Source organism: Tersicoccus sp. Bi-70 (assembly GCF_001968825.1).
Classification (GTDB): Bacteria; Actinomycetota; Actinomycetes; order Actinomycetales; family Micrococcaceae; genus Tersicoccus.
The window spans coordinates 235,448-258,957 of record NZ_MIEU01000011.1 but is presented as its reverse complement, the minus strand read 5'-3'; the positions used below and the strand labels follow the sequence as shown (position 1 = coordinate 258,957).

General features: G+C 72.1%; 24 protein-coding genes. 15 read left to right on the top strand and 9 right to left on the bottom strand.

The annotated features are described in order from the left end of the window. Window positions 1-63: 63 nt before the first annotated feature. Window positions 64-918: a DMT family transporter gene (locus BGP79_RS07720; RefSeq protein WP_076694764.1), complete on the top strand. Its 855-nt coding sequence runs from the start codon at window positions 64-66 to the stop codon at window positions 916-918. Window positions 919-1,174: 256 nt separating this feature from the next. On the opposite strand, the gene BGP79_RS07715 is transcribed toward BGP79_RS07720, so the two are convergent. The 3 genes from BGP79_RS07715 to BGP79_RS07705 all read right to left on the bottom strand — a co-directional run bounded on the left by BGP79_RS07715 (window position 1,175) and on the right by BGP79_RS07705 (window position 3,119). Next, window positions 1,175-1,681 carry a hypothetical protein gene (locus tag BGP79_RS07715; protein ID WP_143588342.1) on the bottom strand — a complete coding sequence of 169 codons (507 nt, stop codon included), beginning with the start codon at window positions 1,679-1,681 and terminating at the stop codon, window positions 1,175-1,177. 131 nt (window positions 1,682-1,812) lie between these two features. Then, window positions 1,813-2,457 carry a hypothetical protein gene (locus tag BGP79_RS07710; protein WP_143588341.1) on the bottom strand — a complete coding sequence of 215 codons (645 nt, stop codon included), beginning with the start codon at window positions 2,455-2,457 and terminating at the stop codon, window positions 1,813-1,815. Continuing rightward, window positions 2,457-3,119, bottom strand: a complete 663-nt coding sequence (locus tag BGP79_RS07705; protein WP_143588340.1) for a hypothetical protein — start codon at window positions 3,117-3,119, stop codon at window positions 2,457-2,459. Before BGP79_RS07705 ends, BGP79_RS07710 begins: the two co-directional genes overlap by 1 nt. 157 nt (window positions 3,120-3,276) lie before the next feature. On the opposite strand from BGP79_RS07705, the gene trxB reads away from it, so the two are divergent. The 4 genes from trxB (at window position 3,277) to BGP79_RS07685 (ending at window position 7,747) form a co-directional block, all read left to right on the top strand. Then, window positions 3,277-4,248, top strand: coding sequence for a thioredoxin-disulfide reductase (gene trxB, locus BGP79_RS07700; RefSeq protein WP_076694293.1), 972 nt, complete (start codon window positions 3,277-3,279; stop codon window positions 4,246-4,248). A 105-nt stretch (window positions 4,249-4,353) separates the two neighbouring features. Next, window positions 4,354-5,061 (top strand): DUF305 domain-containing protein, encoded by a 708-nt coding sequence (locus BGP79_RS07695; RefSeq protein ID WP_233121256.1) that lies wholly within the window; start codon window positions 4,354-4,356, stop codon window positions 5,059-5,061. Window positions 5,062-5,108: 47 nt separating this feature from the next. Further along, window positions 5,109-5,342, top strand: coding sequence for a heavy-metal-associated domain-containing protein (locus BGP79_RS07690; protein ID WP_076694291.1), 234 nt, complete (start codon window positions 5,109-5,111; stop codon window positions 5,340-5,342). 71 nt (window positions 5,343-5,413) lie between these two features. After that, a complete protein-coding gene (locus BGP79_RS07685) occupies window positions 5,414-7,747 on the top strand; it encodes a cation-translocating P-type ATPase (RefSeq protein WP_076694289.1) in 2,334 nt (777 codons plus the stop codon). Between the two features lie 27 nt (window positions 7,748-7,774). On the opposite strand, the gene BGP79_RS07680 is transcribed toward BGP79_RS07685, so the two are convergent. Further along, window positions 7,775-8,773 (bottom strand): DMT family transporter, encoded by a 999-nt coding sequence (locus BGP79_RS07680; protein WP_076694287.1) that lies wholly within the window; start codon window positions 8,771-8,773, stop codon window positions 7,775-7,777. Window positions 8,774-8,854: 81 nt separating this feature from the next. Between BGP79_RS07680 and BGP79_RS07675 the strand changes: the two genes are divergently transcribed. From BGP79_RS07675 to BGP79_RS07665, 3 genes are all read left to right on the top strand, one after another. Then, complete coding sequence (locus BGP79_RS07675) at window positions 8,855-9,403, top strand: CGNR zinc finger domain-containing protein (RefSeq protein WP_076694285.1); 549 nt, start codon at window positions 8,855-8,857, stop codon at window positions 9,401-9,403. Window positions 9,404-9,439: 36 nt separating this feature from the next. Then, window positions 9,440-10,525, top strand: a complete 1,086-nt coding sequence (locus BGP79_RS07670; RefSeq protein WP_076694283.1) for a LacI family DNA-binding transcriptional regulator — start codon at window positions 9,440-9,442, stop codon at window positions 10,523-10,525. A 284-nt stretch (window positions 10,526-10,809) separates the two neighbouring features. Then, window positions 10,810-11,928, top strand: a complete 1,119-nt coding sequence (locus BGP79_RS07665; RefSeq protein ID WP_076694281.1) for an endo-1,4-beta-xylanase — start codon at window positions 10,810-10,812, stop codon at window positions 11,926-11,928. 141 nt (window positions 11,929-12,069) lie between these two features. On the opposite strand, the gene BGP79_RS07660 is transcribed toward BGP79_RS07665, so the two are convergent. The 3 genes from BGP79_RS07660 to BGP79_RS07650 all read right to left on the bottom strand — a co-directional run bounded on the left by BGP79_RS07660 (window position 12,070) and on the right by BGP79_RS07650 (window position 14,443). Next, window positions 12,070-12,435, bottom strand: a complete 366-nt coding sequence (locus tag BGP79_RS07660; RefSeq protein WP_143588339.1) for a hypothetical protein — start codon at window positions 12,433-12,435, stop codon at window positions 12,070-12,072. Window positions 12,436-12,506: 71 nt separating this feature from the next. Further along, entirely contained in the window at window positions 12,507-13,058 is a 552-nt protein-coding gene (locus BGP79_RS07655; RefSeq protein ID WP_076694277.1) for a hypothetical protein, read from the bottom strand. A gap of 89 nt (window positions 13,059-13,147) precedes the next feature. Next, window positions 13,148-14,443 carry an MATE family efflux transporter gene (locus BGP79_RS07650; RefSeq protein ID WP_076694760.1) on the bottom strand — a complete coding sequence of 432 codons (1,296 nt, stop codon included), beginning with the start codon at window positions 14,441-14,443 and terminating at the stop codon, window positions 13,148-13,150. A 202-nt stretch (window positions 14,444-14,645) separates the two neighbouring features. Here BGP79_RS07650 and BGP79_RS07645 point away from each other — a divergent pair, with 202 nt between their 5' ends. Both BGP79_RS07645 and BGP79_RS07640 read left to right on the top strand, forming a co-directional pair. Next, on the top strand, window positions 14,646-15,743 hold the full coding sequence (locus tag BGP79_RS07645) for an alpha/beta fold hydrolase (protein WP_083701686.1): 1,098 nt from the start codon (window positions 14,646-14,648) through the stop codon (window positions 15,741-15,743). A gap of 154 nt (window positions 15,744-15,897) precedes the next feature. Further along, window positions 15,898-17,502: an ABC transporter substrate-binding protein gene (locus tag BGP79_RS07640; RefSeq protein WP_083701685.1), complete on the top strand. Its 1,605-nt coding sequence runs from the start codon at window positions 15,898-15,900 to the stop codon at window positions 17,500-17,502. A 3-nt stretch (window positions 17,503-17,505) separates the two neighbouring features. Here BGP79_RS07640 and BGP79_RS07635 read toward each other — a convergent pair whose 3' ends face one another. After that, complete coding sequence (locus BGP79_RS07635) at window positions 17,506-17,817, bottom strand: hypothetical protein (protein WP_076694275.1); 312 nt, start codon at window positions 17,815-17,817, stop codon at window positions 17,506-17,508. A 102-nt stretch (window positions 17,818-17,919) separates the two neighbouring features. Here BGP79_RS07635 and BGP79_RS07630 point away from each other — a divergent pair, with 102 nt between their 5' ends. From BGP79_RS07630 to BGP79_RS07610, 5 genes are read left to right on the top strand one after another with little or no spacing between them, the layout of a single operon-like run. Beyond that, a complete protein-coding gene (locus BGP79_RS07630) occupies window positions 17,920-18,873 on the top strand; it encodes an ABC transporter permease (protein WP_076694273.1) in 954 nt (317 codons plus the stop codon). After that, window positions 18,870-19,793 carry an ABC transporter permease gene (locus BGP79_RS07625; protein ID WP_233121254.1) on the top strand — a complete coding sequence of 308 codons (924 nt, stop codon included), beginning with the start codon at window positions 18,870-18,872 and terminating at the stop codon, window positions 19,791-19,793. The genes BGP79_RS07630 and BGP79_RS07625 overlap by 4 nt, the downstream gene beginning before the upstream one ends. A gap of 3 nt (window positions 19,794-19,796) precedes the next feature. After that, window positions 19,797-20,600: an ABC transporter ATP-binding protein gene (locus BGP79_RS07620; RefSeq protein ID WP_076694271.1), complete on the top strand. Its 804-nt coding sequence runs from the start codon at window positions 19,797-19,799 to the stop codon at window positions 20,598-20,600. Next, window positions 20,597-21,460 carry an ABC transporter ATP-binding protein gene (locus BGP79_RS07615; RefSeq protein WP_083701684.1) on the top strand — a complete coding sequence of 288 codons (864 nt, stop codon included), beginning with the start codon at window positions 20,597-20,599 and terminating at the stop codon, window positions 21,458-21,460. Before BGP79_RS07620 ends, BGP79_RS07615 begins: the two co-directional genes overlap by 4 nt. A 44-nt stretch (window positions 21,461-21,504) precedes the next feature. Continuing rightward, complete coding sequence (locus BGP79_RS07610; protein WP_076694269.1) at window positions 21,505-22,623, top strand: alcohol dehydrogenase catalytic domain-containing protein; 1,119 nt, start codon at window positions 21,505-21,507, stop codon at window positions 22,621-22,623. 55 nt (window positions 22,624-22,678) lie between these two features. Here the strand turns inward: BGP79_RS07610 and BGP79_RS07605 are convergent, their stop codons facing one another. Beyond that, entirely contained in the window at window positions 22,679-23,389 is a 711-nt protein-coding gene (locus BGP79_RS07605) for a FadR/GntR family transcriptional regulator (protein ID WP_076694267.1), read from the bottom strand. Between the last annotated feature and the right edge of the window lie 121 nt (window positions 23,390-23,510).

Sequence of the window (23,510 nt, the reverse complement as noted above, 5' to 3'; positions counted from 1 at the left end):
TGTCCGTCTCCGTGCACCATTGTGCTGCCCATCCTGCCCGCCGTCCCGACGTACCGTGGTTCCATGACGCCCACCGCCCGCTCCGGATCCACCGCCGGGGCCGCGGGGCTGGTGGTGTTCGGCCTGTTCGCCCAGGAGATCGGGGCCGCGGTGGCCGTCCTCGTGTTCCCACGTACCGGTCCGGCCGGCATGGTGCTGCTGCGCCTGTTCTTCTCCGCCCTGTTCCTCATGGCGCTCAGCCGGCCCACCCTGCGCGGCATCACCCGGGCGAACTGGATCGCGGCGCTCCTGTTCGGCGTGTCGATCGGTGTGATGAACCTGCTGTTCTACGCGGCGCTGGCCTCGATCCCCCTCGGAGCGGCGGTGACGTTCGAGATCCTCGGCCCGCTCGTGCTCTCGGTGGTGCTGGCGCGCCGGGCGGCCGCGTGGGTGTGGGCACTGCTCGCGGCGGTCGGCGTCGGGATGCTCGGCAGCGGCGGCTTCGCTCACCTGACCGTGCCGGGTGTGTTGTTCGCGCTCGGCGCCGGTGCCATGTGGGCTGCGTACATCCTGGCGTCCCGGCGGGTGGGCGCGGCGTTCTCCGGGCTGCAGGGGCTGGCCATCGCGATGGCGTTCGGCACGGTGCTCGCCCTGCCGATCGGCATCGGCCAGGCGGGGGCGGCGGTGCTGGACCCGGTCGTGCTCGCTCTCGGCGCGCTCGTCGCCCTGTTCTCCTCGACCGTGCCGTACGCCGTCGAGCTGCTCGCATTGCGCCGGATGCCGGCCGCGGCGTTCTCGGTGTTGATCGCGCTCGCCCCGGCGGTCGCGACGCTCACCGGTGCCGTCCTGCTCGCCCAGCACGTCGGCTGGCTGGAGTCCGCCGGGGTGGCGCTGGTGGTGGTCGCCGCGATGGGCGCGCTGCGCTCACCGTCGCGGTGAGGTCACTGACATACGCGCCGAGGGCCATCAGTTGGGCCACTTCCTCCCGATAGGGCGGTGCCCGCGTGTCCCATTCGGGACGAACCGGCCCACCTGGCGAATGGCGGGGTGCGCTGACGGGGCCGCCGTCGTGCTGGGGAGCGGCGGTCAGCTCCAGCCGCGGCGGCGCATCCACGCACTCAGCCGCTCCAGCCAGGTTCGCTTTCCCTGCGAGCCGCGGGCGGCGGGGAGGTTCCGGTTGTTTCGAGCGTTCATGTCACTCTCCTGATTCGTCGATGCGGGACGGGACCCGCTCCGGGTGACGCCGCAGGAACGCTGACGCCTGCCGGTACTGCCACCAGCCCATCACGGCGGCGGCCACCAGCACCAGCAGCAAGAGGAGCACCACCGCCGGGAGGACCCCGGGGTTGGCGAGCAGACTCGCCGCGACCGCGACCGTGGACGCCAGCGTGAACGGTGTCCGCAGGGCCTGCGCCTGTTGTCCCTGCGCAGCAGCGCGAACGACGGTCAGCTCCCTGTCCGCCACCGTGACGCGGCCTCGGATCTGCGCGTGAATCCGCTTGCGCTGCATGGGAGTCAGCACGCCAAGAACGTGGGGCCCCCACGGGTTCGTGACCAGGTGCACGATGCCGGCCGCCGCCACGGCCAGGCTCGCGACGACCAGCCCCCAGCGGGCAGCAAGCCACAGGTCTATCTCATCACCGCCGCGCAGCAGGGCCACCACCACGGCCAGGCCGACCCCGAGCGCCAGGAAACCGGGCACCTCCAGCAGGAGATACCGCCGGAAGGCCGGTCGCAGGTCGGGGACAGGAACCCGTTCGGCCTCGCGCTCCGCGCGGTTCCACCGCCAGGCGTCGCTGTGATCGTCGTCGGGCGTCCGGTCCCCCCAGTCGCTCACGACGGCGGCGCTTCCGACGCCATCGGCGCGGACTCGGGGTGCGCCCGCAGGAAGGCGCCCGTCCGGCGGATCCGGTGGAGGGAGGCAGCGAGGAAGACGACGCCGAGCGCCATCCCCAGCACAGCGAGGAGGAAGGGCCACCCGCGGTGCGAGCCCGCGACGGTGTTCCCCACCACCAGTTCGAGTCCGATGAAGGTAGGCAGGCCGCGCATCAGATCCCGCCGCTCACGGCGAGCGACGAGCCGAGTGACCTCGAGATGATCAGTGGCGACGGGCGCGCGACCGCTGATCTGCCGTTGCAGCTCACTGTGCTGCTGACGAGTGAGAGCCGAGGACCGCGGGCCGTTCAACGGGTGCGGATCTCGACGGAGGAGCTGCGGCAGTCGGCGGAACAGGCACCACAAGCCGGTCACCACGACGGCGTTGCCCAACCATTCGTGCCACTCGCCCCAGACGGCGGCACCCGTCACGGCGAGAACCACGCACACCACCAGCACGACCGGCAGCTCCACCAGCAGGATCCGCCGCAGCACCGGCCACTCGTCCCGCACCACGACGCCGGCCGCGCGCTCCTCCGCCTGCGCCCACCGGCTGGCGTCATCGAAACCGTTCTCGAAGGTGTGCTCCCACCAGTCGCTCATCATGATGCCTCGGCTGAGGCTGACGACGGCTCGGGGTAGCGGCGCAGGAACGCGGTCGCCCGGCGGATCTGGTGGATCGGCATCAGCAGCAAAAGGGGAAGCGCGACGCTCATCGCGATGTAGAAGACCAGCGACCATCCCCCGCGGTCGGTGTTGAGCACGACGTTGCCGAGCGTCATCACCTCGAGCCCGATGAGGGTGTACAACATGCGCATCACACCGAGACGCAGTGCACCAGCGGTCAGCCTCAGGACACCGAGGTGACCGGCATCTGCGGGCTCGCGGCCCATCACCTGACGATGGTTCAGTCTCCGCTGATCCTTGGTCAGGGAGTAGGTGATGCCGGGCGGACTCGAGTGTCGTCGAACCACGTGCACCACGCCGATGATCATCGCGACGGCGCCCGCGACCACGATCGCGATCCCGATCCACCCCCGCCACTCGCCCCAGATCGCCGCCCCCACCGCGCCGAGCCCCACGCACACCACCAGCACGACCGGCAGCTCCACCAGCAGGAACCGCCGCAGCACCGGCCACTCGTCCGGCACCACGACGCCGGCCGCCCGCTGCTCCGCCTGCGCCCACCGGCGCGCGTCGTCGTCGATCCCCGAACCGGCCCCCGGGCCGGCCTCATCCCCGCCCGTCACATCCCCCGATGTCATGCCCGCATCCTGACATGCGACGACGTCCGCCGACCAGCGGGAAGTCGGCGATCGGACCGGACTGACGGCGTCAGGCCCCGGTATCGTGGGAATGCCGCACGGGCCCGTGGCGTTCCATGGGCAGCCTCGACCGCACCGCCACAGGAGAGAAGCAGCAGTGACTGAGCAGATCATCATCGTCGGATCCGGCCCCGCCGGGTACACCGCCGCCATCTACGCCGCCCGCGCCGGACTGAACCCCGTCGTGCTGGCCGGCTCCGTGACCAGCGGCGGCGCCCTGATGAACACCACGGAGGTCGAGAACTTCCCCGGCTTCCCCACCGGTGTGCAGGGCCCGGACCTGATGCAGAACCTGCAGGAGCAGGCCGAACGGTTCGGCGCGCGGATCCTCTTCGAGGACGTCACCTCCGTCGACCTGCACGGGCACCTGAAGACTGTCACCACCGGCGACGGCGAGACCTTCGAGGCCCCCGCCGTCATCCTCGCCACGGGCTCCGCCTACAAGGAGCTCGGCCTGCCCGAGGAGCAGCGTTACTCCGGGCACGGCGTCTCGTGGTGCGCCACCTGCGACGGGTTCTTCTTCCGCGACCAGGACATCATCGTGGTCGGCGGCGGTGACTCCGCCATGGAGGAGGCCACCTTCCTCACCCGCTTCGGCAAGTCGGTCACCATCGTCGTGCGCCGCGACCAGCTGCGGGCCTCGAAGATCATGGCCCAGCGCGCCAAGGACAACGAGAAGATCAGCTTCGCCTGGAACAGCCAGATCACCGCGATCCACGGCGGCGAGAACGGCAAGGTCTCCGGCGTGACCCTGCGCGACACGGTCACCGGTGAGGAGCGCGAGCACGGCGCCACTGGCATCTTCGTCGCCATCGGCCACGACCCGCGCACCGAGCTGGTCAAGGGCCAGGTGGACCTGGACGATGAGGGCTACATCGTCGTCAACTCCCCCACCACCATGACGAACCTCTCCGGCGTCTTCGCCTGCGGCGACGCCGTGGACCACCGGTACCGCCAGGCGATCACCGCGGCCGGCTCCGGTTGCTCCGCGGCGCTGGACGCCGAGCGGTACCTCGCCGCGCTCGAGGACGCGGACGCGATGGCCACGGCCGTCGCCGCCGAGGGCTGAGCCCCGTCGTACATCGCCGGTCGACCGTCGGCCGCCACGGGAACGTCCGTGGCGGCCGACGGCGTTCCGCGCCTTGTCGCTGATACCCCATGGGGGTATAGTCGGATGACGATGACACCCCTGACGACGACCCGAGCCGACGCGACACACCACGAGACCGCGCGGGCAGCCGTCCGCACGACGCGGCGACGCCGCCGCGGTCCTGCCGCCCTCGGCCTCGCCATCGCTGCCACGGTCCTGATGACCGGCTGTGCCGGCGGTGCGACGTCGACCGGCGACCACAGCGGCCATCAGATGTCCGGGATGACCAGCTCCGCCACCCCGAGCCCGTCCGGCACGGGATCGGCAGCGGCGGCGGACGCGCACAACAATGCGGACGTCATGTTCGCGCAGATGATGCTCCCCCACCACGAGCAGGCCGTACAGCTGAGCGACATCGTGCTCGCCAAGACCGGGATGAAGGCGGAGATCACCGCCCTCGCAAAGCGGATCAAGGCCGCCCAGACGCCCGAGATCGCCACGATGACGAGCTGGTTGAGCGCCTGGAACGCCCCGACGACGGCGAGCATGGACCACGGCATGAGCGGGATGGTCTCGGCCGCCGACGTGACGGCCCTGCGCGACGCCGACGGCGCCACGGCCGGCACCCTGTTCCTGACGCAGATGATCGGGCACCACGAGGGCGCGGTCGCGATGGCGAAGGACCAGGTCACCTCGGGGCAGAATCGAGAGGCGGTCGCGCTCGCACAGCGCGTCATCACCAGTCAGAGCGCCGAGATCACCGAGATGAAGGCGCTGCAGCAGGCATCGTGAGCAGCCCATCGACGAGCGGCCACGCAACGACCGAGAACGAGGAACCCATGACCACCACGAACACGACCGTCAAGATCTCCGGCATGACCTGCGGTCACTGCGTCAACGCCGTGTCCGAGGAACTGAGCGCGCTCGACGGCGTCGAGCACGTCACGGTGAATCTGGTCAATGGCGGGATCTCCACCGCCCGGCTGACGACGACGGGCCCGGTCAGCGAGAGCGCCATCAGTGAGGCCGTCGCCGAGGCCGGGTACGTGATGCTCGGCGACGACGCCGACTGACACCGCCCGACGACGACAGCACAGGGTTGGACGCCGGCGCGACGCGACCGGCAGAAGGGGCAGGACGGGTCATGAGCAGCGACACCCGCGTGGTGGATCTGGCGATCGAGGGGATGACGTGCGCCTCGTGCGTCAACCGCGTGGAGCGCAAGCTCAAGCGGATCGAGGGCGTGGACGCGGTCGTCAACCTCCCGCTCGAGTCCGCTCGCGTCACCGCCCCGGTCGACGTCAGCGACGACCAGCTGCTCGAGACCGTCCGGGCGACGGGCTACGGCGCCCGCCTCGCGCGGCCGGTGGGCGGCGCCTCGACGGACACCATCGATGCCACGCCGACCGGTCAGGACGCCGGGCAGACCGGGTCGACCGTCACCGCGCCGGGGACCGACGCCGACGTCGAACCGAGCGCACGGCCGGACGCCGCGGCGCTGCTGCGGCCGCGGATGATCACCGCGCTCGTCCTCACCGTGCCGGTGTTCCTCGTCTCGATGCTGCCCGCCCTGCAGTTCCCGCACTGGGGCTGGGCGGTCGCCGTCCTCTCCGCGCCGGTCGTCACCTGGTCCGCGTGGCCGTTCCACCGCGCGGCCGCGATCAACGCCCGGCACGGGGCCAGCACCATGGACACCCTGGTCTCCCTCGGCGTCGCCGTGGCCTGGCTGTTCTCCCTGGTCCAGCTGCTCGTCCAGCCCGACCTGACGGCGCATCCCGGCCACGAGGGCCACGCGCCCCTCTACTTCGACACCGCCGCCGTCGTCACCAGCTTCCTGCTGGTCGGCCGATTCGCCGAGGCGCGGGCGAAGGCCCGCAGCGGCGAGGCCCTGCGCCGGCTGCTCGACCTCGGCGCCCGGAACGCCTCGGTGCTGCGGCGCGGCGCCGACGGCCACATCGTCGAGGTCCCCGTCCCCGTCGCACAGCTGCGGATCGGTGACGCGTTCGTCGTCCGGCCGGGAGAGAAGATCGCCACCGACGGCGTCGTCGTGCACGGCGCCAGCGCGGTCGACACGTCCCTGATCACCGGCGAACCGGTGCCCGTCGAGGTGACCGACGGCGACCAGGTGACCGGCGCGACCGTGAACACGAGCGGCCGGCTGCTGGTTCGCGCCACCGCCGTCGGCGCCGACACCGCCCTCGCCCAGATGGGCCGGCTGGTCAGCGACGCGCAGAGCGGCAAGGCCCCCATCGCCCGGCTCGCGGACCGGGTCTCGGCCGTGTTCGTCCCGATCGTCCTCGTCATCACCGTCGTCACCGCCGCCGGGTGGCTGCTGACGACCGGGGACGTCACCGCGGCGCTCACCGCGGCCGTCTCCGTGCTCGTGATCGCCTGCCCGTGCGCGCTGGGGCTCGCGACGCCCACGGCCCTGCTGACCGGCACCGGCCGTGGTGCGCAGCTCGGCATCCTGATCAAGGGACCCGCCGTCCTGGAGGACACCCGCCGTGCGGACACGATCGTCCTGGACAAGACGGGCACCGTGACCACCGGCCGGCTCACCGTCGAGCAGGTCACGGCCTTCGACACGGTCGACCACGACGACGCGCGCCTGCTGCGGCTCGCCGCGGCCGTCGAGCACGCCAGCGAGCACCCGATCGCCCGGGCCGTCGCCGGCACGCAGCCCTCCCCGGCCCCGGTGGAGCACTTCGCGTCCGCGCCGGGCGGCGGTGTGCGCGGCCTGGTCCTCGAGCCGTTCTCCGAGCAGGGCGGGGCCGGGCACATGGTGGTCGTCGGACGTGAGGAGTGGCTCGGCGCGAGCGGGGTGGACGTCGACGCGCGGACGCGTCGCTGCCTGGCCGACGCCGAGAGCGACGGCGCCACCGCCGTCCTCGTCGCCGTCGACGGGCAGGTCGCCGGCGTCATCACCCTGCGGGACGCGGTCAAGCCGGGTGCGGCGGACGCGATCGCGCGGCTGCGGACGCTCGGGCTCACGCCGGTGCTGCTGACCGGGGACAACGTCCATTCCGCGCGGTACGTGGCCGAGCAGGTCGGCATCGACGCCGAACGGGTCCACGCCGGGGTCACGCCGGCCGAGAAGGTCGCCGTCGTCGAACGCCTGCAGGCCGGGGGCGCCACCGTGGCGATGGCCGGGGACGGCGTCAACGATGCGGCAGCCCTCGCCCAGGCCGACCTCGGCCTCGCCATGGGCACCGGCACCGACGTGGCCATCGACGCGGCGGACATCACGCTGATGGGCCACCATCTCGGTCAGGTAGCGGACGCCGTCGAGCTCTCCCGCCGCACGCTGGGCACCATCCGGTCCAACCTCTTCTGGGCCTTCGCCTACAACGTGCTCGCCATCCCGGTGGCCGCGCTGGGTCTGCTGAACCCGATGATCGCCGGCGCCGCCATGGCGTTCAGCTCGGTGTTCGTGGTGCTCAACAGCCTGCGGCTGCGGCGGTTCACACCCGGCGGCTGAGCCGCTGGTGCCCCTCGGGAGGCCGCCTCAGCGGGACTGACGCACCACCGGGAGCGTGCCCGTCGTCGGATCGGCGAGGTCGACGTCGGTGAGCGGGGGCTGCCGGTCGGTCCCGGTGCGCGCCTCCTGCACCCGCACCAGCACGAGGCCGACGATGATCAGGGCGCCACCGGCCAGCTGGACCGGCATCGGACGGGCTCCGACCAGCAACCACGCGAAGAGGATCGAGAACATCACCTCGGTCAGGCCGACGAACGAGGCCATCGTCGAACCGAGCGCGCGGGTCGCGATGATGCCGGTGACGTAGGCGGCCGCCGTCGAGATCAGGATGACGCCGATCACCGGCACCAGCCAGGAGACCCGGGCCCCGGCGAGGACGACGTCGGTGAAGGCGAACCGGGCGGGCAGCACGCCGGTCACCGTGCAGAGGATGAGGACCACGGCCGCCACGACCATCGACGCGGTCGCCATCACGAGCGGCGGCAGGTCCTCGGACGAACGGGCCGCGAGCACGAAGAACACCGCCAGGCACACGGCCGCCCCGACGCCCCACAGGATGCCGATCGGGTGCAGGGCCACGCCGGCGAAGACGTCGATGACGAGCAGCAGGCCGACGATGGCGAACCCGCAGCCGGCGAGCGTCAGGGCGCCGGGCCGGATCCGGGTGCGCACCCACACCAGCCCCACGATCATGATGGGCGCGAGGTACTCGAGCAGCAGGGCGATACCGGGCGAGATGTACTGCACGGCGTTGAAGTAGCAGAGCTGGCAGCCGGCGATCGCGATCAGCCCGTAGACGGTGATCATCGAGCCGAACCGCCGCAGCACGCCCCACCGGCCGCGCAGCATGACGATGGCCGGGCCGGCGAGCACGAGCGCGGCCCCGGTGATGCGGACGGTCACGGCAGCGCCCGGGGTCCAGCCCGCGTCCAGCAGTGCCTTGGCGAAGCTGCCGGAGGTGGCGAACACCGCGGCGGAGACGAGAGCGGCGGTCAGACCGGCGGCCAGGGGTCGCGTGGGCGTCACGGCACACCTCCATCCAGGGACTGTCATGAGCGAAACTGGTTACACTCGTGACAGTAGAACCGGGCGACGTCAGGAGTCAAGATGATCTTTGCCCATGACACGGAGATGTCGCTGCTCTCCGCTGCACGCCTCGTCAACACCACCGTCGAGGGCGGTGACCCGATGCGGACGCCCGCGGATCTGGACGCCTTCCTGGACCGCGAGCAGTACTCGGGCGTGCGCGTCGGCGACGAGGCCGAACTGGACGAGGTGCTCGTTCTGCGGCACCGGGTGCGCGAGCTGTGGACCATGACCGAGGACGAACTCGTGGCCGCCGTCAACGCCCTGCTAGCCGACGCGCGAGCCCTGCCGCAGCTGGTCAAGCACGACCACTGGGACTGGCACCTGCACGCGACCGAGGCCACGGATCCCCTCGCGAAGCGGGTGGGGGTGGAGACGGCGATGGCGCTCGTCGACGTCATCCGCGCGGACGAACGCGACCGGCTCAAGGTGTGCGCGGCCGAGGACTGCGACGCCGTGCTGGTCGACCTCTCGAAGAACCGGTCGAAGCGCTACTGCGATGTGGGCAACTGCGGGAACCGGGCGAACGTGGCCGCGTACCGGGCGCGCAAGGCGGCCGCTTCCGGCTGAGCCGGGCGCCCGTGGACGGCGGGCTACGATGCGGGCATGGAGTCCTCCCCGGTGTCGCCGCCGTCGCGTCCCGGCGCGGCCACGGCGCCGACGCTGGAGGACGTCGCCGCGGCCGCAGGCGTGTCGCGGGCGACCGCGTCGCGGGCCATCAACGGCAGGTCCTCGGTGAAGCCCGCGGCGGCGGCCGCCGTGGCCAGAGCCGTGGAGGATCTAGGGTATCGCCCCAACTCCGCGGCTCGTCTGCTCGCCGGGGGCAGGACCGGTTCCGTGGCCCTGATCCTGACCGAACCCGACCTCTCCTCCATGGGCTCCTCCAGCAGCGAGTCGTTCTTCGCGTTGCCACTACGCGGGGTCATGACGGGCATCGCCAGGGCGTCGAAGCAGCTGGTGATGCTGCTGGCCTCGGCCTCGGACGATGACGAGGACCGCCTGCAGCGCTATCTCGAGGCCGGTCACGTGGACGGGGCGATGGTGGTGCTCGAGGCCCACAGCTCCTACCTTCCGAGCCAGCTCCGCGAGGCCCCGCTCCCGGTGGTCTACCTCGGCCGGCCGCCGGACGACCCCGAGCTGTTCTCCTACGTCGACGTGGACAACTACGCCGGCGGCCGCATCGCGGCGCAGGAACTGGTGGACGCGGGGAGGACACGCATCGCCCACATCGCCGGGCCCACCGATCTCGGGGTGGCGATCGACCGCACCGCCGGGTGGCGGGACGTGCTGCGCGAGCACGGGCTGTCCGACGACGCGATCGCCCGAGCCGACTTCTCCGTCGAGGGCGGCGAAGCGGCGATGACCACCCTGCTCGCCCGCGTCCCCGACCTGGACGCGGTGTTCGTCTCCTCGGATCTCATGGCCGTCGGCGCGTTGCGCGCTATCCGGGCGAGCGGCAGGCAGGTTCCCCGCGACGTGTCCGTGGTCGGCTACGACGACCTCGTGGTGGCCGGCACCCTCGAACCGCCCCTCACCTCGGTGCGCCAGCCCCTGGAGGCGATGGGGTCGATGATGGTCGACTCCCTCCTGACGTTGCTCGCCTCGCCCGACTCGCGTCCGGTCAGCCGCGTCATCACCCCCGAGCTCACGCGTCGCGCCTCGGTGACTCCGCCGGCGCCGTCCGCCTCCTGACCCGCGCGCCGAGGCTCGCGGCGGGCGCCTCATCCGGCACAAGGAAAATAGTTCTTGACGTGATGTGAGTCACTTGACACACTGTTCGACAGAAAGAGAGCGCTCTCTTTCTAGTCACCGGCTATACGCCGGGACCAGGATCGGGGCCGGCGAACCGGACCACGAGGACCGATGCGACGTCTGCCTCCGGGGAAATGACGCACAGAACTCCTCACCGGACGCAGCCGCGTGCTGGACGTAGACGGCAGACCCCCTCGCGCAGTACTCAACCCCCAGGAGTTCCCATGGCTCTACATCGCCCCCTGCTGGCCGGCGTCCTCGGACTGTGCGCCGTTCTCGCGACGCCGGTCTCCGCCACGGCCGCACCCGCTTCGCCCCACGCCGGCGGATCATCCCACCACGCCGACTCCCTGCGCTCGCTCGCGGCCCCGATCGGCCTGCGCATCGGCACGGCCGTCAACACGGACCAGCTGGCGAGCAACGCGACGTACCGGAACATCACGGCATCCCAGTTCTCCACGGTCACCCCGGAGAACGTCATGAAGTGGGAGGTGGTCGAGCCCACCCGCGGGACCTACGACTGGGCCGCGGCCGACCGCCTCGTCGCCTTCGCCCAGGCCAATCACCAGCTCGTGCGCGGCCACACCCTCGTCTGGCACAGCCAGCTGCCCAGCTGGCTCACCGCCGCGGCACCGCAGATGAGCCCGGACGAACTGCGGGCGATCCTCCGCCAGCACGTCATCGACCAGGTGACGCACTTCAAGGGCCAGATCTGGCAGTGGGACGTAGTCAACGAGGCGTTCAACGACGACGGGACCCTCCGCGACAGCATCTGGCTGCAGAAGCTAGGCCCCGGGTACATCGCGGACGCCTTCCGCTGGGCGCACCAGGCCGACCCGAAGGCGAAGCTCTTCTACAACGACTACAACATCGAGTACACCGGCCCGAAGAGCAACGCGGTCTACGCGCTGGTCAAGAGTCTCAAGGCGCAGGGAGTCCCGATCGACGGTGTCGGGTTCCAGACGCACCTGGACACGCAGTACCCGCTTCCCGATCTCCAAAGCAACCTGCAGCGGTTCGCCGACCTCCGGCTCGACGTCGCCGAGACCGAGGTCGACGTGCGGACCACCCTGCCGGTCACGGCCACCGAGCAGTCCGCGCAGGTGGCCGGCTACACCCAGACCCTGCAGGCGTGCATGGCGGTGAAGCGGTGCATCTCCTACACCGTCTGGGGCTTCGACGACGGCAACTCCTGGGTTCCGGGAGTCTTCGCGGGCGAAGGAGCGGCCACCGTCTACGACGAGAAGTTCCAGCCCAAGGCGCAGTACTACGCGCTTCAGCAGGCGCTGGAACTCGGCAAGGGCGCGCCGCACCGCACGGGAATCGGGGCCGGCCGCGGCTGACTCGGCGACCGGGCCGCGGCGATCAGTCGCACTCGCGAGGGGCCGGTGAGGGTGGAGACACCGTCACCGGCCCTCTCACCGTGACGGCTGGTTCGTCTCTGCCGGGGCGCGCGACGTCGTGGCGGTCTGGCCGGGTCGGGCTCAGTCGTCGTCGGCCGCGTGGCGCTGGCCGTACTCCGGGTCCTCGACGTGGTTCGGGTCGGTGGGCGCCTTCGCGGCACCGCCCGGGATCCGGGAGGAGACCCGGTTGATGCCGCTGCCCTTGCCGAGGTGGTCGGCGTTGGGCTTCTCGATCATCATCAGCATCGCGGCGACGACGAGCGAGACGATGAAGGCGATGGCCGCGGCGACGGCGGCCGTGTCGACGCGCATGTGGTTGGCGGTCCCGCCCGAGGCCGCGAAGAGGACGACGACGAACGTCACGGCGGCCAGCACCGCGGAGAAGATCAACGGCGCCTTCACGGTGGCCTTGATTCCTCGCGTCGACCGCTGCCGGTCCTGCGACACGGGCACTCCTCCTTCACGACAACGGACCGCCAGTGGTGCGGGCGGCCCGGTGGTTCCAGTCTACGTCGTCGTCAGGCCGGCAGTGACCCGGAGGTGATCTCGTGCCGGACGGTCAGGGCACCGATCAGCATGACGACCGCACAGATGATCGCGCCGCCCCCGAGCACCCCGAGCATGCCGTGGGGCCCGAGGTCCTGCACGAGCGGCAGGATGGTGCCGGAGCCGGCCATCGCCGCCCCGATGATGACGCCGTCCCGGACCACGGGGTGGGTGCGCCGGGACATCCAGCACACGGTCGCCTCCATCAGCCCGAACAGGGTGAAGCCGAGCGCGGCCACGAGCGCGAGCATCGCCCGGCTCGGGGCGATCAGCACGATCACCCCGAAGATCGCGATGGTCAGGGCGTACGAGAGCACCCGGCGGTCCCGCACGGCGACGGAGATCCGCCAGTTCACGACCCCGAGCGCCAGCATGTAGAACGCGATCATCAGACGCATCGCGGTGTCGTCCGGCGTCGCCCAGAAGGCGGTGATGAGCCCGAACACGGCGCAGACCAGCCCGCGCACCAGCAGCAGTTGCCAGGCGCGGCCCAGGAACCGGGGCGCATGGGCGGAGGAGGACATCCGCTCAGTCTAGTGCGCCCCCGCACCCGCCACGGCCCGGAGGAACCGGTCGGAAGCGACCGCGTCGGCCGCTGGATCAGGTGGGCGGATCAGACAGCGCCCGTGACCATCCACCGGCCGGTGCGGGCGCGCAGGCTCAGGGTGAGGGCCCGCGAGGCAAGGTAGCCGATCCCGAACGCGGCCCACAGCCAGGCCAGCGCCGCCGTTCCCTGCGCCCCGCCGAGGTGGACCCAGGCCAGCAGCGGCAGGTAGACAGCCAGGTTCACGAGCCCGGTCAGGGCGAGGTAGCGGGCATCGCCGGCCCCGATGAGGATGCCGTCGAGGACGAACACGAGCCCGCAGATCGGCTGACCGGCCGCGAGCACGAGGACCGCCACCGTGAACGCCGAACGGACGGCGTCCTCGCCCGTGAACAGGAAGCCGAGCCACGGCGCGACGGCGGCCAGCGCCACCCCGGTGACGACGCCGAAGCCGAGTCCCCAGGCGATCATCCGGCGGGTCAACGCCCGCACCAGCGGGAGTTCACCGCTGCCGAGCTCCTTGCCGATCAGCGCCTGCCCGGCGATGGCCAGGGCGTCCAGGACCATGGCCAGGGCGTTGAACATCGTCATCGTCAGCTGATGGGCGGCCAGGTTGACCGGCCCCTGTGCAGTGGCGACCACCACCGTGGTGAGGATCGCGACACGCAGGCTCAGCGTGCGCAGCATCAGCCACGACCCGACCCGGGACGCGGCCACGACGCCGGCCACCGACGGACGCAGGCTCAGGTGCTCGGCCGCGAAGGCTCGCCCGAGGATCACGAGGTACACGATCGCCATCGCCCACTGGGCGACGGAGGTGCCGATCGCGGCGCCCGTCACCGACCAGCCCGCCCCGTAGACCAGCAGCAGGTCGAGCACGATGTTCAGGCCGAAGCCCCCGAGCGCGACGACGAGCGGGGTGCGGGTGTCCTGCAGCCCGCGCAGCACGCCAGTCGCGGCGAGCACGAGCAGCATCGCGATCAGTCCCGGCATGCTGAACCGCAGGAAGTCGGTGGCGAAGCCGGCGACGGGGCCGTCCGCCCCGAGCGCCCGGACCACCGGGTCCGCGGTGACCCAGCCGACGACGGCCAGCACCACGCCGAGACCCGCCCCCAGCCACATGCCGTCCCGGCCCATCGCCAGCGCGGTGGCCCGGTCCCCGGCTCCGAGCCGGCGGGCGACCGCCGCGGTGGTCGAGTAGGCGAGGAAGACCATCAGCCCCACCGCGGTCTGCACCACGGTCGCGGCGAGCCCGACGCCGGCCAGCTGGTCCACGCCGAGGTGGCCGATGATCGCCGAGTCGGCCAGCAGGAAGAGCGGCTCGGCGACGAGCGCGCCGAGCGCGGGCACCGCGAGCGCGAGGATGCGCCGGTTGACGCCGGGGCCCTCGGCCGGCCGACTGTCCCGGTGCCGTTCCTCCCGGCGCGCTCGTGTCGTGCTCACGACTCGAGCCTAGACACCGCCGCCGACGGAACCGTCCGGCCCTCGTCCCGCGTCGCCCGGCGTCGAACCGCCGTGGCCCGTGCGGCAGGATGGGAACGACAGGGACGTCCGCCGAGGGAGCATCATGACCGATCCGCACGAGTTCGACGAGCGCGCGACGAAGCACAACCCCGAGCAGACCGCCGAGCCGCCCGTCGACCGTCCCGCCGAACCCGACGAGTTCTCCTTCCTGCCCGAGGATGCCGACCGGGTGGGCATCGGCTCCGCCCTGCCGGCGCACCGCCGGATCAGTGTGAGCCGCGAGGGCGGGTCGGTCGTCTCCGCGATCGAGTGGGGCTCTCACCCGCCGCAGGTGACGCTGCTGCACGGGGCCGGGCTGAACGCCCACACGTGGGACCCCACCGTCCTCTGCCTGAACGTCGGCACCCTCGCGATCGACCTGCCCGGCCACGGCGACTCCACGTGGCGCGACGACGCCGACTACACCCCCGCCCGCAACGCCGAGGCGGTCGCGGACGTGCTCACCGAGCTCGGCGGCGGCCCGCAGGTGATCGTCGGCCAGTCGCTCGGCGGGCTGACCGGCATCGTGCTCGCCGCCACCCATCCGGAGCTGGTCTCGCACTTGATCCTCGTCGACATCGTCCCGACCCTGCCCCCGGGCGAGGAACACGGCGAGCCGGTCGCACCGACCCCACCGCCCACCGCCTCCGTGCCCGTCTCCACCGGCGCCCCGGTCACCGACCCGGGCGGCGGGGAGCCCACGGCGACGCCGGGCAAGCCCACCCTCGCCCAGATCCGGGAGTTCATGACCGGGCAGCGCCGGTACGAGAGTCGCGACGCGATCATCGACCGCGCCCTCGCCTTCGGCTACGGCCCGGACCGCGGTGCCCTGACCCGCGGCGTCACCCTGAACACCCGGCGGCGTGACGACGGGCAGTACGAGTTCAAGCACCACCTCGCGCACCTCGACCCGGAGGTGGCGATGGCCGCCGGCAAGGACACCTCGGCCCTGTGGGAGCCCCTGGCGTCTCTGAGCATCCCCGTGCTGCTGATCCGCGGCCGTCACGGCGTGGTCGACACCGCCCAGGTGGCCGAGTTCCTGCGCCGGGCCCCCGGCGACGACGTCGTCGACCTGGACTCCGGGCACAACGTGCAGGAGGACTCCCCCGCGGCTCTCGCCGACCTGATCCGCGCCTTCGGCGAGCGGCCCTCCCCCGTCTGACCAGTGGCAACGCCGTGCCCCGGGAGAAGCCCCGGGAGAGGCGCCGCTCGGTGTGACCAAGCCCTCACGCCGGGAGCCGCCCAGGCGTCTAGACTTCTTCGCTTGACGGGTCAAGCATCCGTTCGCTGCCCGCTGCTTCAACGATGAGGACACCATGTCTGACCCCCGGACACCCGACTCCGGCACGCCGACCCCCGGCTCCACTCCCCGCGTCGGATTCGAGCGACGCCGCCGGCGTGGCCTCGCGCTGCCGATCATCATCGGCGTCGTCGTGCTCGCCCTGATCGCCGGGGCCATCGCGGTGATCACCAACCTCAACGCGAAGCCGACCGCGTCCCCGTCCGGGACCGCCGGCGACGCCGACACGAGCGCGACCCTGCGCCTCGGCCTGCGCCTCGAGCCCACCAACCTGAACATCCGTAAGACGGCCGGTGTGGCGCTCGAGCAGGCCCTCATCGACAACGTCTACCAGGGCCTCGTCTCCCGCACCGCCGACGGCCAGTACCGCGACGCCCTGGCGTCGCGCCACGAGGTCTCCGCCGACGGCAAGACGTACACCTTCACCGTGCGGGACGGCGTCACGTTCCACAACGGCTCAGCCCTGACCCCGCAGGACGTCGTCGCCTCCCTCACCCAGGTGAAGAACGACGCGAGCCTGGCCAACCACGCCGACCTCGCGGCCGTGCAGACCATCACCGCGGAAGGCAACACCGTGCGGCTGACGCTCAGCCACCCGGACTCGAACCTCATGTTCGCGCTCGCCGGCCGCGCCGGCCTGGTGCTCAAGCAGGGCGCGGGCAACGACCTGGCGTCGACCGCCATCGGCACCGGCCCGTTCCGGCTCGCGTCCTGGAAGCAGGGTTCGACGCTGTCCCTGAAGCGCTTCGACGGGTACTGGGGCGAGAAGGCCAGGCTGGCCGGCGTCGACTTCACCTATCTGCCGCAGGCGGCGTCCGCGAACAACGCCGTGCTCTCCGGCTCCGTGGACGTGCAGACCGCCCTCGACCCGACGCTGCTCGACCAGGTCCGCGGCGCCCGCGGCTACACGATCGCCGAGGGCCGGACCAACGACGAGTACACGCTCGCCTACAACAGCGGCAAGGCCCCGCTGAACAAGCTCGAGGTGCGCCAGGCGCTGAGCCAGGCCATCGACACCGACGCCATCATCAAGGCCATCAACGGCGGCGGCACCAAGCTCGGCGGCCCGATCCCCGAGCTCGACCCCGGCTACGAGGACCTGACGGCGATCAACGCCTACAACCCGGACAACGCGAAGAAGCTGCTCGCCGCGGCCGGCGCGGACAAGCTGACCCTGACGCTGACCATTCCCAACGTCTACGGGTCCACGGTCTCGGACCTGCTGGTCTCCCAGTTCGCGGCCGTCGGGGTGACGCTGAAGGTGCGGCAGGTCGAGTTCCCCACCTGGCTGACCGACGTCTACACCAACAAGAACTACGACCTCAGCTTCGTCAACCACGCCGAGGCCCGCGACTTCGGGAACTACGCCAACCCGGACTACTACTTCGACTACCGCAACCCGAAGGTCACCGACCTCTACCAGCAGGCGCAGCAGGAGGTCAGCGAGCAGAAGGCCGGTGACGACCTCAAGCAGGCCGCCCGGCTGGTGGCCGAGGACGCGCCCGCGAAGTGGCTCTACAGCGGCAAGGCGCTGACGGCCGTCTCGGACAAGGTGCACGGCTTCCCGACGGACGTCACGACGTCACGCCTGAACCTCGCCGGGGTGTACCTCACCCGGTAGCGGTCACGTCGGGTGGGCCGCGCCCTCCTCGGGGTCGGCGACCTCGTCGTCGTCCCGGGCGTGGCCCGGCCCCATCGGGATGGCGCCGGTGTCGGTGCGCTCGAGCCCCTCGGGCGCGTCCCACGTCAGGGTGATCCCGACGCCCTGCTCGGTGGGGTCGACCCGCAGCACGAGATCCTCCCCGAAGAGGCGCTCGTGGCTGTCGTCGGCCAGGGCCTGGGTGGACAGGTCGGACATGGCCCATGCCATGGCGCGGCCCCAGTCCTGCGGATTGCGGCTGTTCGCCTCGGCGGTGGCTCGATACTGCTTTCCCATGCCTCCATGATGACGGGTGGCTGTGAGCGGCACCACCGTCGATCGCCGTCCGGCGCCCGACGCGTGCCGGTGCGGCAGATCCGACCTGCCAGACTGGAACCCGTGCTCCGCTTCCTCCTCACTCGCCTCGGGCTGCTGCTGGTCGCCCTGTGGGTGACGAGCGTGATCATCTTCCTGGCGCTGCGCGTGCTGCCCGGGGACGTGGCCCAGGTGATCGGCGGGACGACGGCGACGCCGCAGCAGCTGGCCTCGATCCGCGCCGGCCTCGGCCTGGGCGACCCGCTGATCGTGCAGTACCTGCACTGGATCGGCGGCGTGCTGCATGCGGACCTCGGCACCTCCCTGCTCACGGGTGTGCCCGTCGCGGACGAACTGGCGCAGAAGATGCAGGTCACCATGCCGTTGACGATGATGAGCCTGGTCGTCGCGCTGCTCATCGCCCTGCCGCTCGGTGTCGTCGCGGCCGTCCGTCGCCACCATCCCGACGGCGGGATCCTCGGCGTCCTCGGCCAGCTGTTCGCGGCCGTGCCCGCGGTGTGGGCCGGGATGATGTTCATCGCCGTCTTCTCGCTGGGGCTCGGCCTCTTCCCCGCGCAGGGGTTCCCGCTGGACGGCTGGCACCGGCCGTGGCAGGCCTTCCACTCTCTTATGCTCCCGGCCCTGACCATCGGCGTCGTCGAAGGCGCCGTCCTGCTGCGTTTCGTCCGTTCCGCGACGCTCACGGCGCTCGGCCAGGACCACGTCCGCACCGCGGCCTCCAAGGGGATGACCCGCACCCGGGCGCTCGTCACCCACGGGCTGCCCAGCGTCGGGCTGTCCATCATCTCGGTGCTGGGGCTGCAGATCGCGGGCCTGATCGTCGGCGCCGTCGTGATCGAGCAGCTGTTCGCGCTGCCGGGTCTCGGCCGGATGCTCGTCTCCGACGTCGGCAACCGGGACTTGCCGAAGGTGCAGTCGACCATCCTCGTGCTCACCGCCCTCGTGCTCGTGGTGGGGACCGCGGTCGACGTCGTGCACCGGCTGATCGACCCGCGGCAGCGGGAGGTGGTCGCGTGAGCGCACCCGCACTCGCACCGGCCCGTCGCCGTCGTCGTCCCGGTGCCGCCCGCCGTCTGCTCCGGCAGCCGATCGGCGTCGGGGCGCTCGTCGTCCTCGCCGTCCTGCTGCTCACCGCGCTCGTCTCGCTGGTGTGGACGCCGTACGACCCGATGGCCGCGTCGTCGCGCCTGTGGGACGGGCCGAGCGCCGCGCACTGGTTCGGCACCGACCAGATCGGGCGCGACATCTTCTCCCGCGTGATGGCGGGCTCTCGGGTGGCCGTGCAGGTGGCGGTGCTCTCCGCGGTGCTGGCCGCCGTCGTCGGGCTCGCGTTCGGCGCCCTGAGCACGCTGACCACCCGCTGGGTCCGGGAGCCGGTGGCCATCCTCGTGGACGTGCTGATCGCGTTCCCGACCCTGCTGATCGCCATGATGCTCGCCGCGACCTTCGGCGGCTCCCTTGCCGTCGTCGTCGTGGCCGTCGGCATCGGCTACGGCGTGGGCGCCTCCCGGGTGCTGCGCAGCGAGTTCCGCGGGGTGGCCGGGGCGGACTACGTCCTGGCGGCGGAGGCCGCGGGGCTGACCCGCACCCGGATCCTCACCCGGCACATCCTGCCGAACATCGCGTCCGCGTTCATCGTGCAGCTCTCCCTCACCATGGCCCTCTCGCTGCTGGCGGAGGCCGGGCTCTCCTACCTCGGGTACGGGGCGCCGACGTCCGTGATCAGCTGGGGGCGGATGCTGGCCGAGATGCAGGACCACGTCACCACCCATCCGCTCGCGGCGTTCTGGCCCGGCGCGGCCATCGCGGTGACCGTGCTGGCGCTGAACCTGCTCGGCGACGCCCTGCGCGAGGCGACCGACCCGACGCTCGGCACGTCCCGATCCGCCCGACGCCGTGGCAGCGAGTCGGCCGGCACGCTGAGTCTGGGGGCCTGAGGCATGACGCTGACCGTCACGGATCTGACCGTGCGCATCGACGACCACGCCGTCGTGGACGGCGTCTCCTTCGCCGTGCCCGACGGCGGCCGGCTCGGCATCATCGGCGAGTCCGGCTCCGGCAAGACGCTCACGGCGCTGGCGCTCACCGGCCTCCTGCCGGCATCCGCCGCGGCCACCGGCTCGGTGAGCCTGGACGGGCGCGAACTGCTCGGCGCGAGCGAGCGCGACCTCGCCGGCATCCGCGGCGACGCGATCGGCATGGTGTTCCAGGAACCGCGCACCGCGCTCAATCCGCTGCACCGGATCGGCCGGCAGATGTCCGAGCCGCTGCGGCTGCACTACCGGCTCGACCGGCGCCAGGCCCGGCAGGCCGCCGTCGACCTCGCCGGTCGCGTGGGGCTGCCCGAGCCGGACCGGATCGTCGACCGGTACCCGCACGAACTCTCCGGCGGTCAGCAGCAGCGCGTCGGGATCGCGATCGCCGTGGCCTGCAATCCCGGCCTGCTGATCGCCGACGAGCCGACGACGGCGCTCGACGTGACCGTCCAGGCCGCGATCCTCGACCTGTTCGACCGGCTCGTCAGCGAGCAGTCCTCCAGCCTCGTCTTCATCACCCACAACCTGGCCGTGCTCGCCCGCGTGTGCACCGACGTCGTCGTCATGGCCGACGGGCGGATCATCGAGGCCGGCCCGACGGCGCGGGTCGTCGAGGCGCCGGAGCACCCGGTGACGCGCGGCCTCGTCGAGGCGGCACGGGCGACGGGCCTGACGCCGGGTGGATCCGGGACGGAGGTGGGTCGATGAGCACGGCGTTCCCGCACCGCGGCGAGGAGGGCGACGGCACGCCGTTGGTCGTCGCCCGCGGCCTCGGCCGGGACCACCTGCTGCGCCGGGAACGGTTGACCGGGCCGCGGCCGGTGCGCACCGCGCTGCACGCCGTCGACCTCGACCTGGCGGACGGAGCGTCGCTCGGCGTCATCGGCGAATCCGGATCCGGCAAGACGACCCTCGTCCGGCTGCTGCTCGGCCTCGACACCCCCACCCGGGGCACGGTCACGGTCGACGGACGGCCCGTGCGGCGCGAGCGCGGCGCGGACCTGCGGTGGCTGCGCCGGCAGACCGGCATCGTGTTCCAGGACCCGTACGCCTCGCTGGACCCGCGGATGGACGTCGGCCGGATCGTCGCCGAACCGCTGCAGGCCCTCGGGCTGACGGGCGGTTCCTCGGTTCAGGGGCATCAGGAGCACGACGGCGGGCACGCCGGCGAGGCCGACGCCGTCGCGCGCGTCCTCACCGCCGTCGGGCTCGAGCCGGACATGGTCGACCGCTACCCGCACGAGTTCTCCGGCGGGCAGCGACAGCGCATCGCCCTCGCCCGGGCGCTGGTGCACCGGCCGCGGCTGCTGGTCGGCGACGAACCGCTCAGCGCCCTCGACGTCACCGTCCGCGCCCAGATCCTCGAGCTGCTGCAGAGTCTGCGCGCCGAGCTGGGCCTGACGCTGATCCTCGTCTCGCACGACATCGGCGTCGTCGCCCACCTGTGCGACCGGGTGCTCGTGCTCAAGGACGGCCGCGCCGTGGAGTCCGGCGCGACCTCCGACGTCCTCGCGCGTCCGCAGGCGGAGTACACACGGGACCTGCTGGCGGCGGTCCCCCGGCTGTAGAACGTCGCGAGCGGGCCGCGCCGTCCCGACCGTAGGGTGGCACCATGCGCATCACCGGAGCCGTGCTCGAGTCCACCGGCCGTGACCGACCCTTCGCGTCGAGCCGGCCGCTGACCGTCGGCGCGCTCGATCTCGATCCGCCGGGCCGGGACGAGGTGCTGGTCCGGATCGAAGCCGCCGGCGTGTGCCACTCCGACCTCTCCGTCGTCGACGGCAACCGCGTGCGCCCGACGCCGATGCTGCTCGGCCACGAGGCCGCCGGCATCGTCGAGCAGGTGGGCGACGGCGTCACGGACCTGGCCGTCGGCCAGCGGGTCGTCACCGTGTTCCTGCCGCGCTGCGAGGACTGCGCCGCGTGCCGCACCGGGGGTCGCCTGCCCTGCACGAACGGGTCGGCCGCGAACGAGGCCGGCGAACTGCTCGGCGGCGGACGGCGGCTGCACCGCGACGGCGAACCCGTGCACCACCACCTCGGCGTCTCCGGCTTCGCGACCCACGCCGTCCTGCACCGCGCCTCCGTCGTCCCGGTCGGCGACGACGTGCCGCCGGAGGTGGCCGCGGTGCTCGGCTGTGCCGTGCTGACCGGCGGCGGCGCGGTGCTGAACGCGGGAAAGCCCGGGCCGGACGACGACGTCATGGTCGTCGGCCTCGGCGGCGTCGGGATGGCGGCCCTGCTGGTCGCCCTCTCGATCACGGCGGACGGCTCCGGCACGGTGATCGGCGTGGACGCCAACCCGGACAAGCTGGACCGGGCCCGGGAGCTCGGCGCCGGCGCCGCGTACAGCCCCGCCGAGGTGACCGACCAGCGCGTCACCGCACCCGTCGTCATCGAGGCCGCCGGCCATCCACGCGCGTTCGAGACGGCCCTGACCGCCACGGCCCCCGGCGGCACCCTCGTCACCGTCGGCCTGCCGTCACCCGACGCGCGAGCCAGTATCGCGCCGCTCGGCATCACCGCGGGCGCGCGCACCATCATCGGCTCCTACCTCGGTTCCGCCGTCCCGGCGCGCGACATCCCGGCCTACGCCGCGATGTGGCGGGAGGGCCGACTGCCGGTCGAGGAACTCGTGTCCTCGACCATCGGCCTGGAGGACTTGAACACGGCGATGGACGAACTGGCCGAGGGCCGTGCCGTCCGGCAGATCATCCGCTTCGGCGACTGAGCGGCTGACGGCTGAACGGCTGAGCGAGAAGACCGGCCAACTCGGGAACCCCCGGTCAGCGCACCGCGCGCTCGACGAACCACGCGATGTGCTCCCGCGCGAGCTGCTCGGCCGCGTCCCCGTCGCCCGCGCGGACCGCGTCGAGGATGCCGCGATGCTGCTGCCGCAGCGTGCCGGCCACCTCGGACCAGTTCGCGAGGTCGGAGAACGCGCCCATCACGTAGTCCCGGATCGTCTCGCGCAGGGAGTCCATCACCGTGCTGACGACGACGTTCCCGGCGAGCGCGGAGACGGCCAGGTGGAACCGGGAGTCGAGCACGTGGAACTCCACCCGGTCGACGTCGGCCGCCTCCATCCGGGCCAGCAGCTCCTCCGCCTCGGCCAGCTCCGGCGCGTCCGTGCCGTGCCCGGCGACCCGGTCCGCGGCACCCCGGGCCGCCCATCCCTCGAGCAGCTGGCGGGTCTGGACGATGTCGTCGAGCGGGAGGTTGCGGGCCGCCATGTGCAGGCGGAGCGCCCGGGCCATGCCGGTGGCCGGTTCGGAGACGAGGACGGCCCCCGATGCGGGCCCGGAGCCGACGGAGGACCGGACCAGCCCGATGGTGTCCAGCACCCGGATGGCCTCCCGGACCGAGGCTCGGGAGATGCCGTACTTCTCGGCCAGCGCCCGTTCGCCGGGCAGGCGGTCCCCGGGAGCGAGGGTCCCGTTGCGCAGGTCGGTCTCCACCCCGTCGAGGACCACGTGATACGAACGATCGGACGGCACGGAACTCCTCCTGGCAGTGGACTGACCTCATTGTCGCGCACCGTGGCGACGCACCGGCTCTTCTCCGGCGAGCCCGTCCGTAGTATGGTCTGACCACACGAGGCAAATCCACCTCGGGAAA

Coding starts and splice junctions, on each gene's coding strand:
- BGP79_RS07710 (WP_143588341.1), bottom strand. CDS start 2,457: ATGAGCGACTGGTGGGAGCACACCTTCGAGAACGGTTTCGATGACGCC.
- BGP79_RS07635 (WP_076694275.1), bottom strand. CDS start 17,817: ATGGGAAAGCAGTATCGAGCCACCGCCGAGGCGAACAGCCGCAATCCG.
- BGP79_RS07640 (WP_083701685.1), top strand. CDS start 15,898: ATGTCTGACCCCCGGACACCCGACTCCGGCACGCCGACCCCCGGCTCC.
- BGP79_RS07720 (WP_076694764.1), top strand. CDS start 64: ATGACGCCCACCGCCCGCTCCGGATCCACCGCCGGGGCCGCGGGGCTG.
- BGP79_RS07675 (WP_076694285.1), top strand. CDS start 8,855: ATGATCTTTGCCCATGACACGGAGATGTCGCTGCTCTCCGCTGCACGC.
- BGP79_RS07620 (WP_076694271.1), top strand. CDS start 19,797: ATGACGCTGACCGTCACGGATCTGACCGTGCGCATCGACGACCACGCC.
- BGP79_RS07690 (WP_076694291.1), top strand. CDS start 5,109: ATGACCACCACGAACACGACCGTCAAGATCTCCGGCATGACCTGCGGT.
- BGP79_RS07665 (WP_076694281.1), top strand. CDS start 10,810: ATGGCTCTACATCGCCCCCTGCTGGCCGGCGTCCTCGGACTGTGCGCC.
- BGP79_RS07610 (WP_076694269.1), top strand. CDS start 21,505: ATGCGCATCACCGGAGCCGTGCTCGAGTCCACCGGCCGTGACCGACCC.
- BGP79_RS07670 (WP_076694283.1), top strand. CDS start 9,440: ATGGAGTCCTCCCCGGTGTCGCCGCCGTCGCGTCCCGGCGCGGCCACG.
- BGP79_RS07685 (WP_076694289.1), top strand. CDS start 5,414: ATGAGCAGCGACACCCGCGTGGTGGATCTGGCGATCGAGGGGATGACG.
- BGP79_RS07655 (WP_076694277.1), bottom strand. CDS start 13,058: ATGTCCTCCTCCGCCCATGCGCCCCGGTTCCTGGGCCGCGCCTGGCAA.
- BGP79_RS07695 (WP_233121256.1), top strand. CDS start 4,354: ATGACGATGACACCCCTGACGACGACCCGAGCCGACGCGACACACCAC.
- BGP79_RS07645 (WP_083701686.1), top strand. CDS start 14,646: ATGACCGATCCGCACGAGTTCGACGAGCGCGCGACGAAGCACAACCCC.
- BGP79_RS07705 (WP_143588340.1), bottom strand. CDS start 3,119: ATGACATCGGGGGATGTGACGGGCGGGGATGAGGCCGGCCCGGGGGCC.
- BGP79_RS07615 (WP_083701684.1), top strand. CDS start 20,597: ATGAGCACGGCGTTCCCGCACCGCGGCGAGGAGGGCGACGGCACGCCG.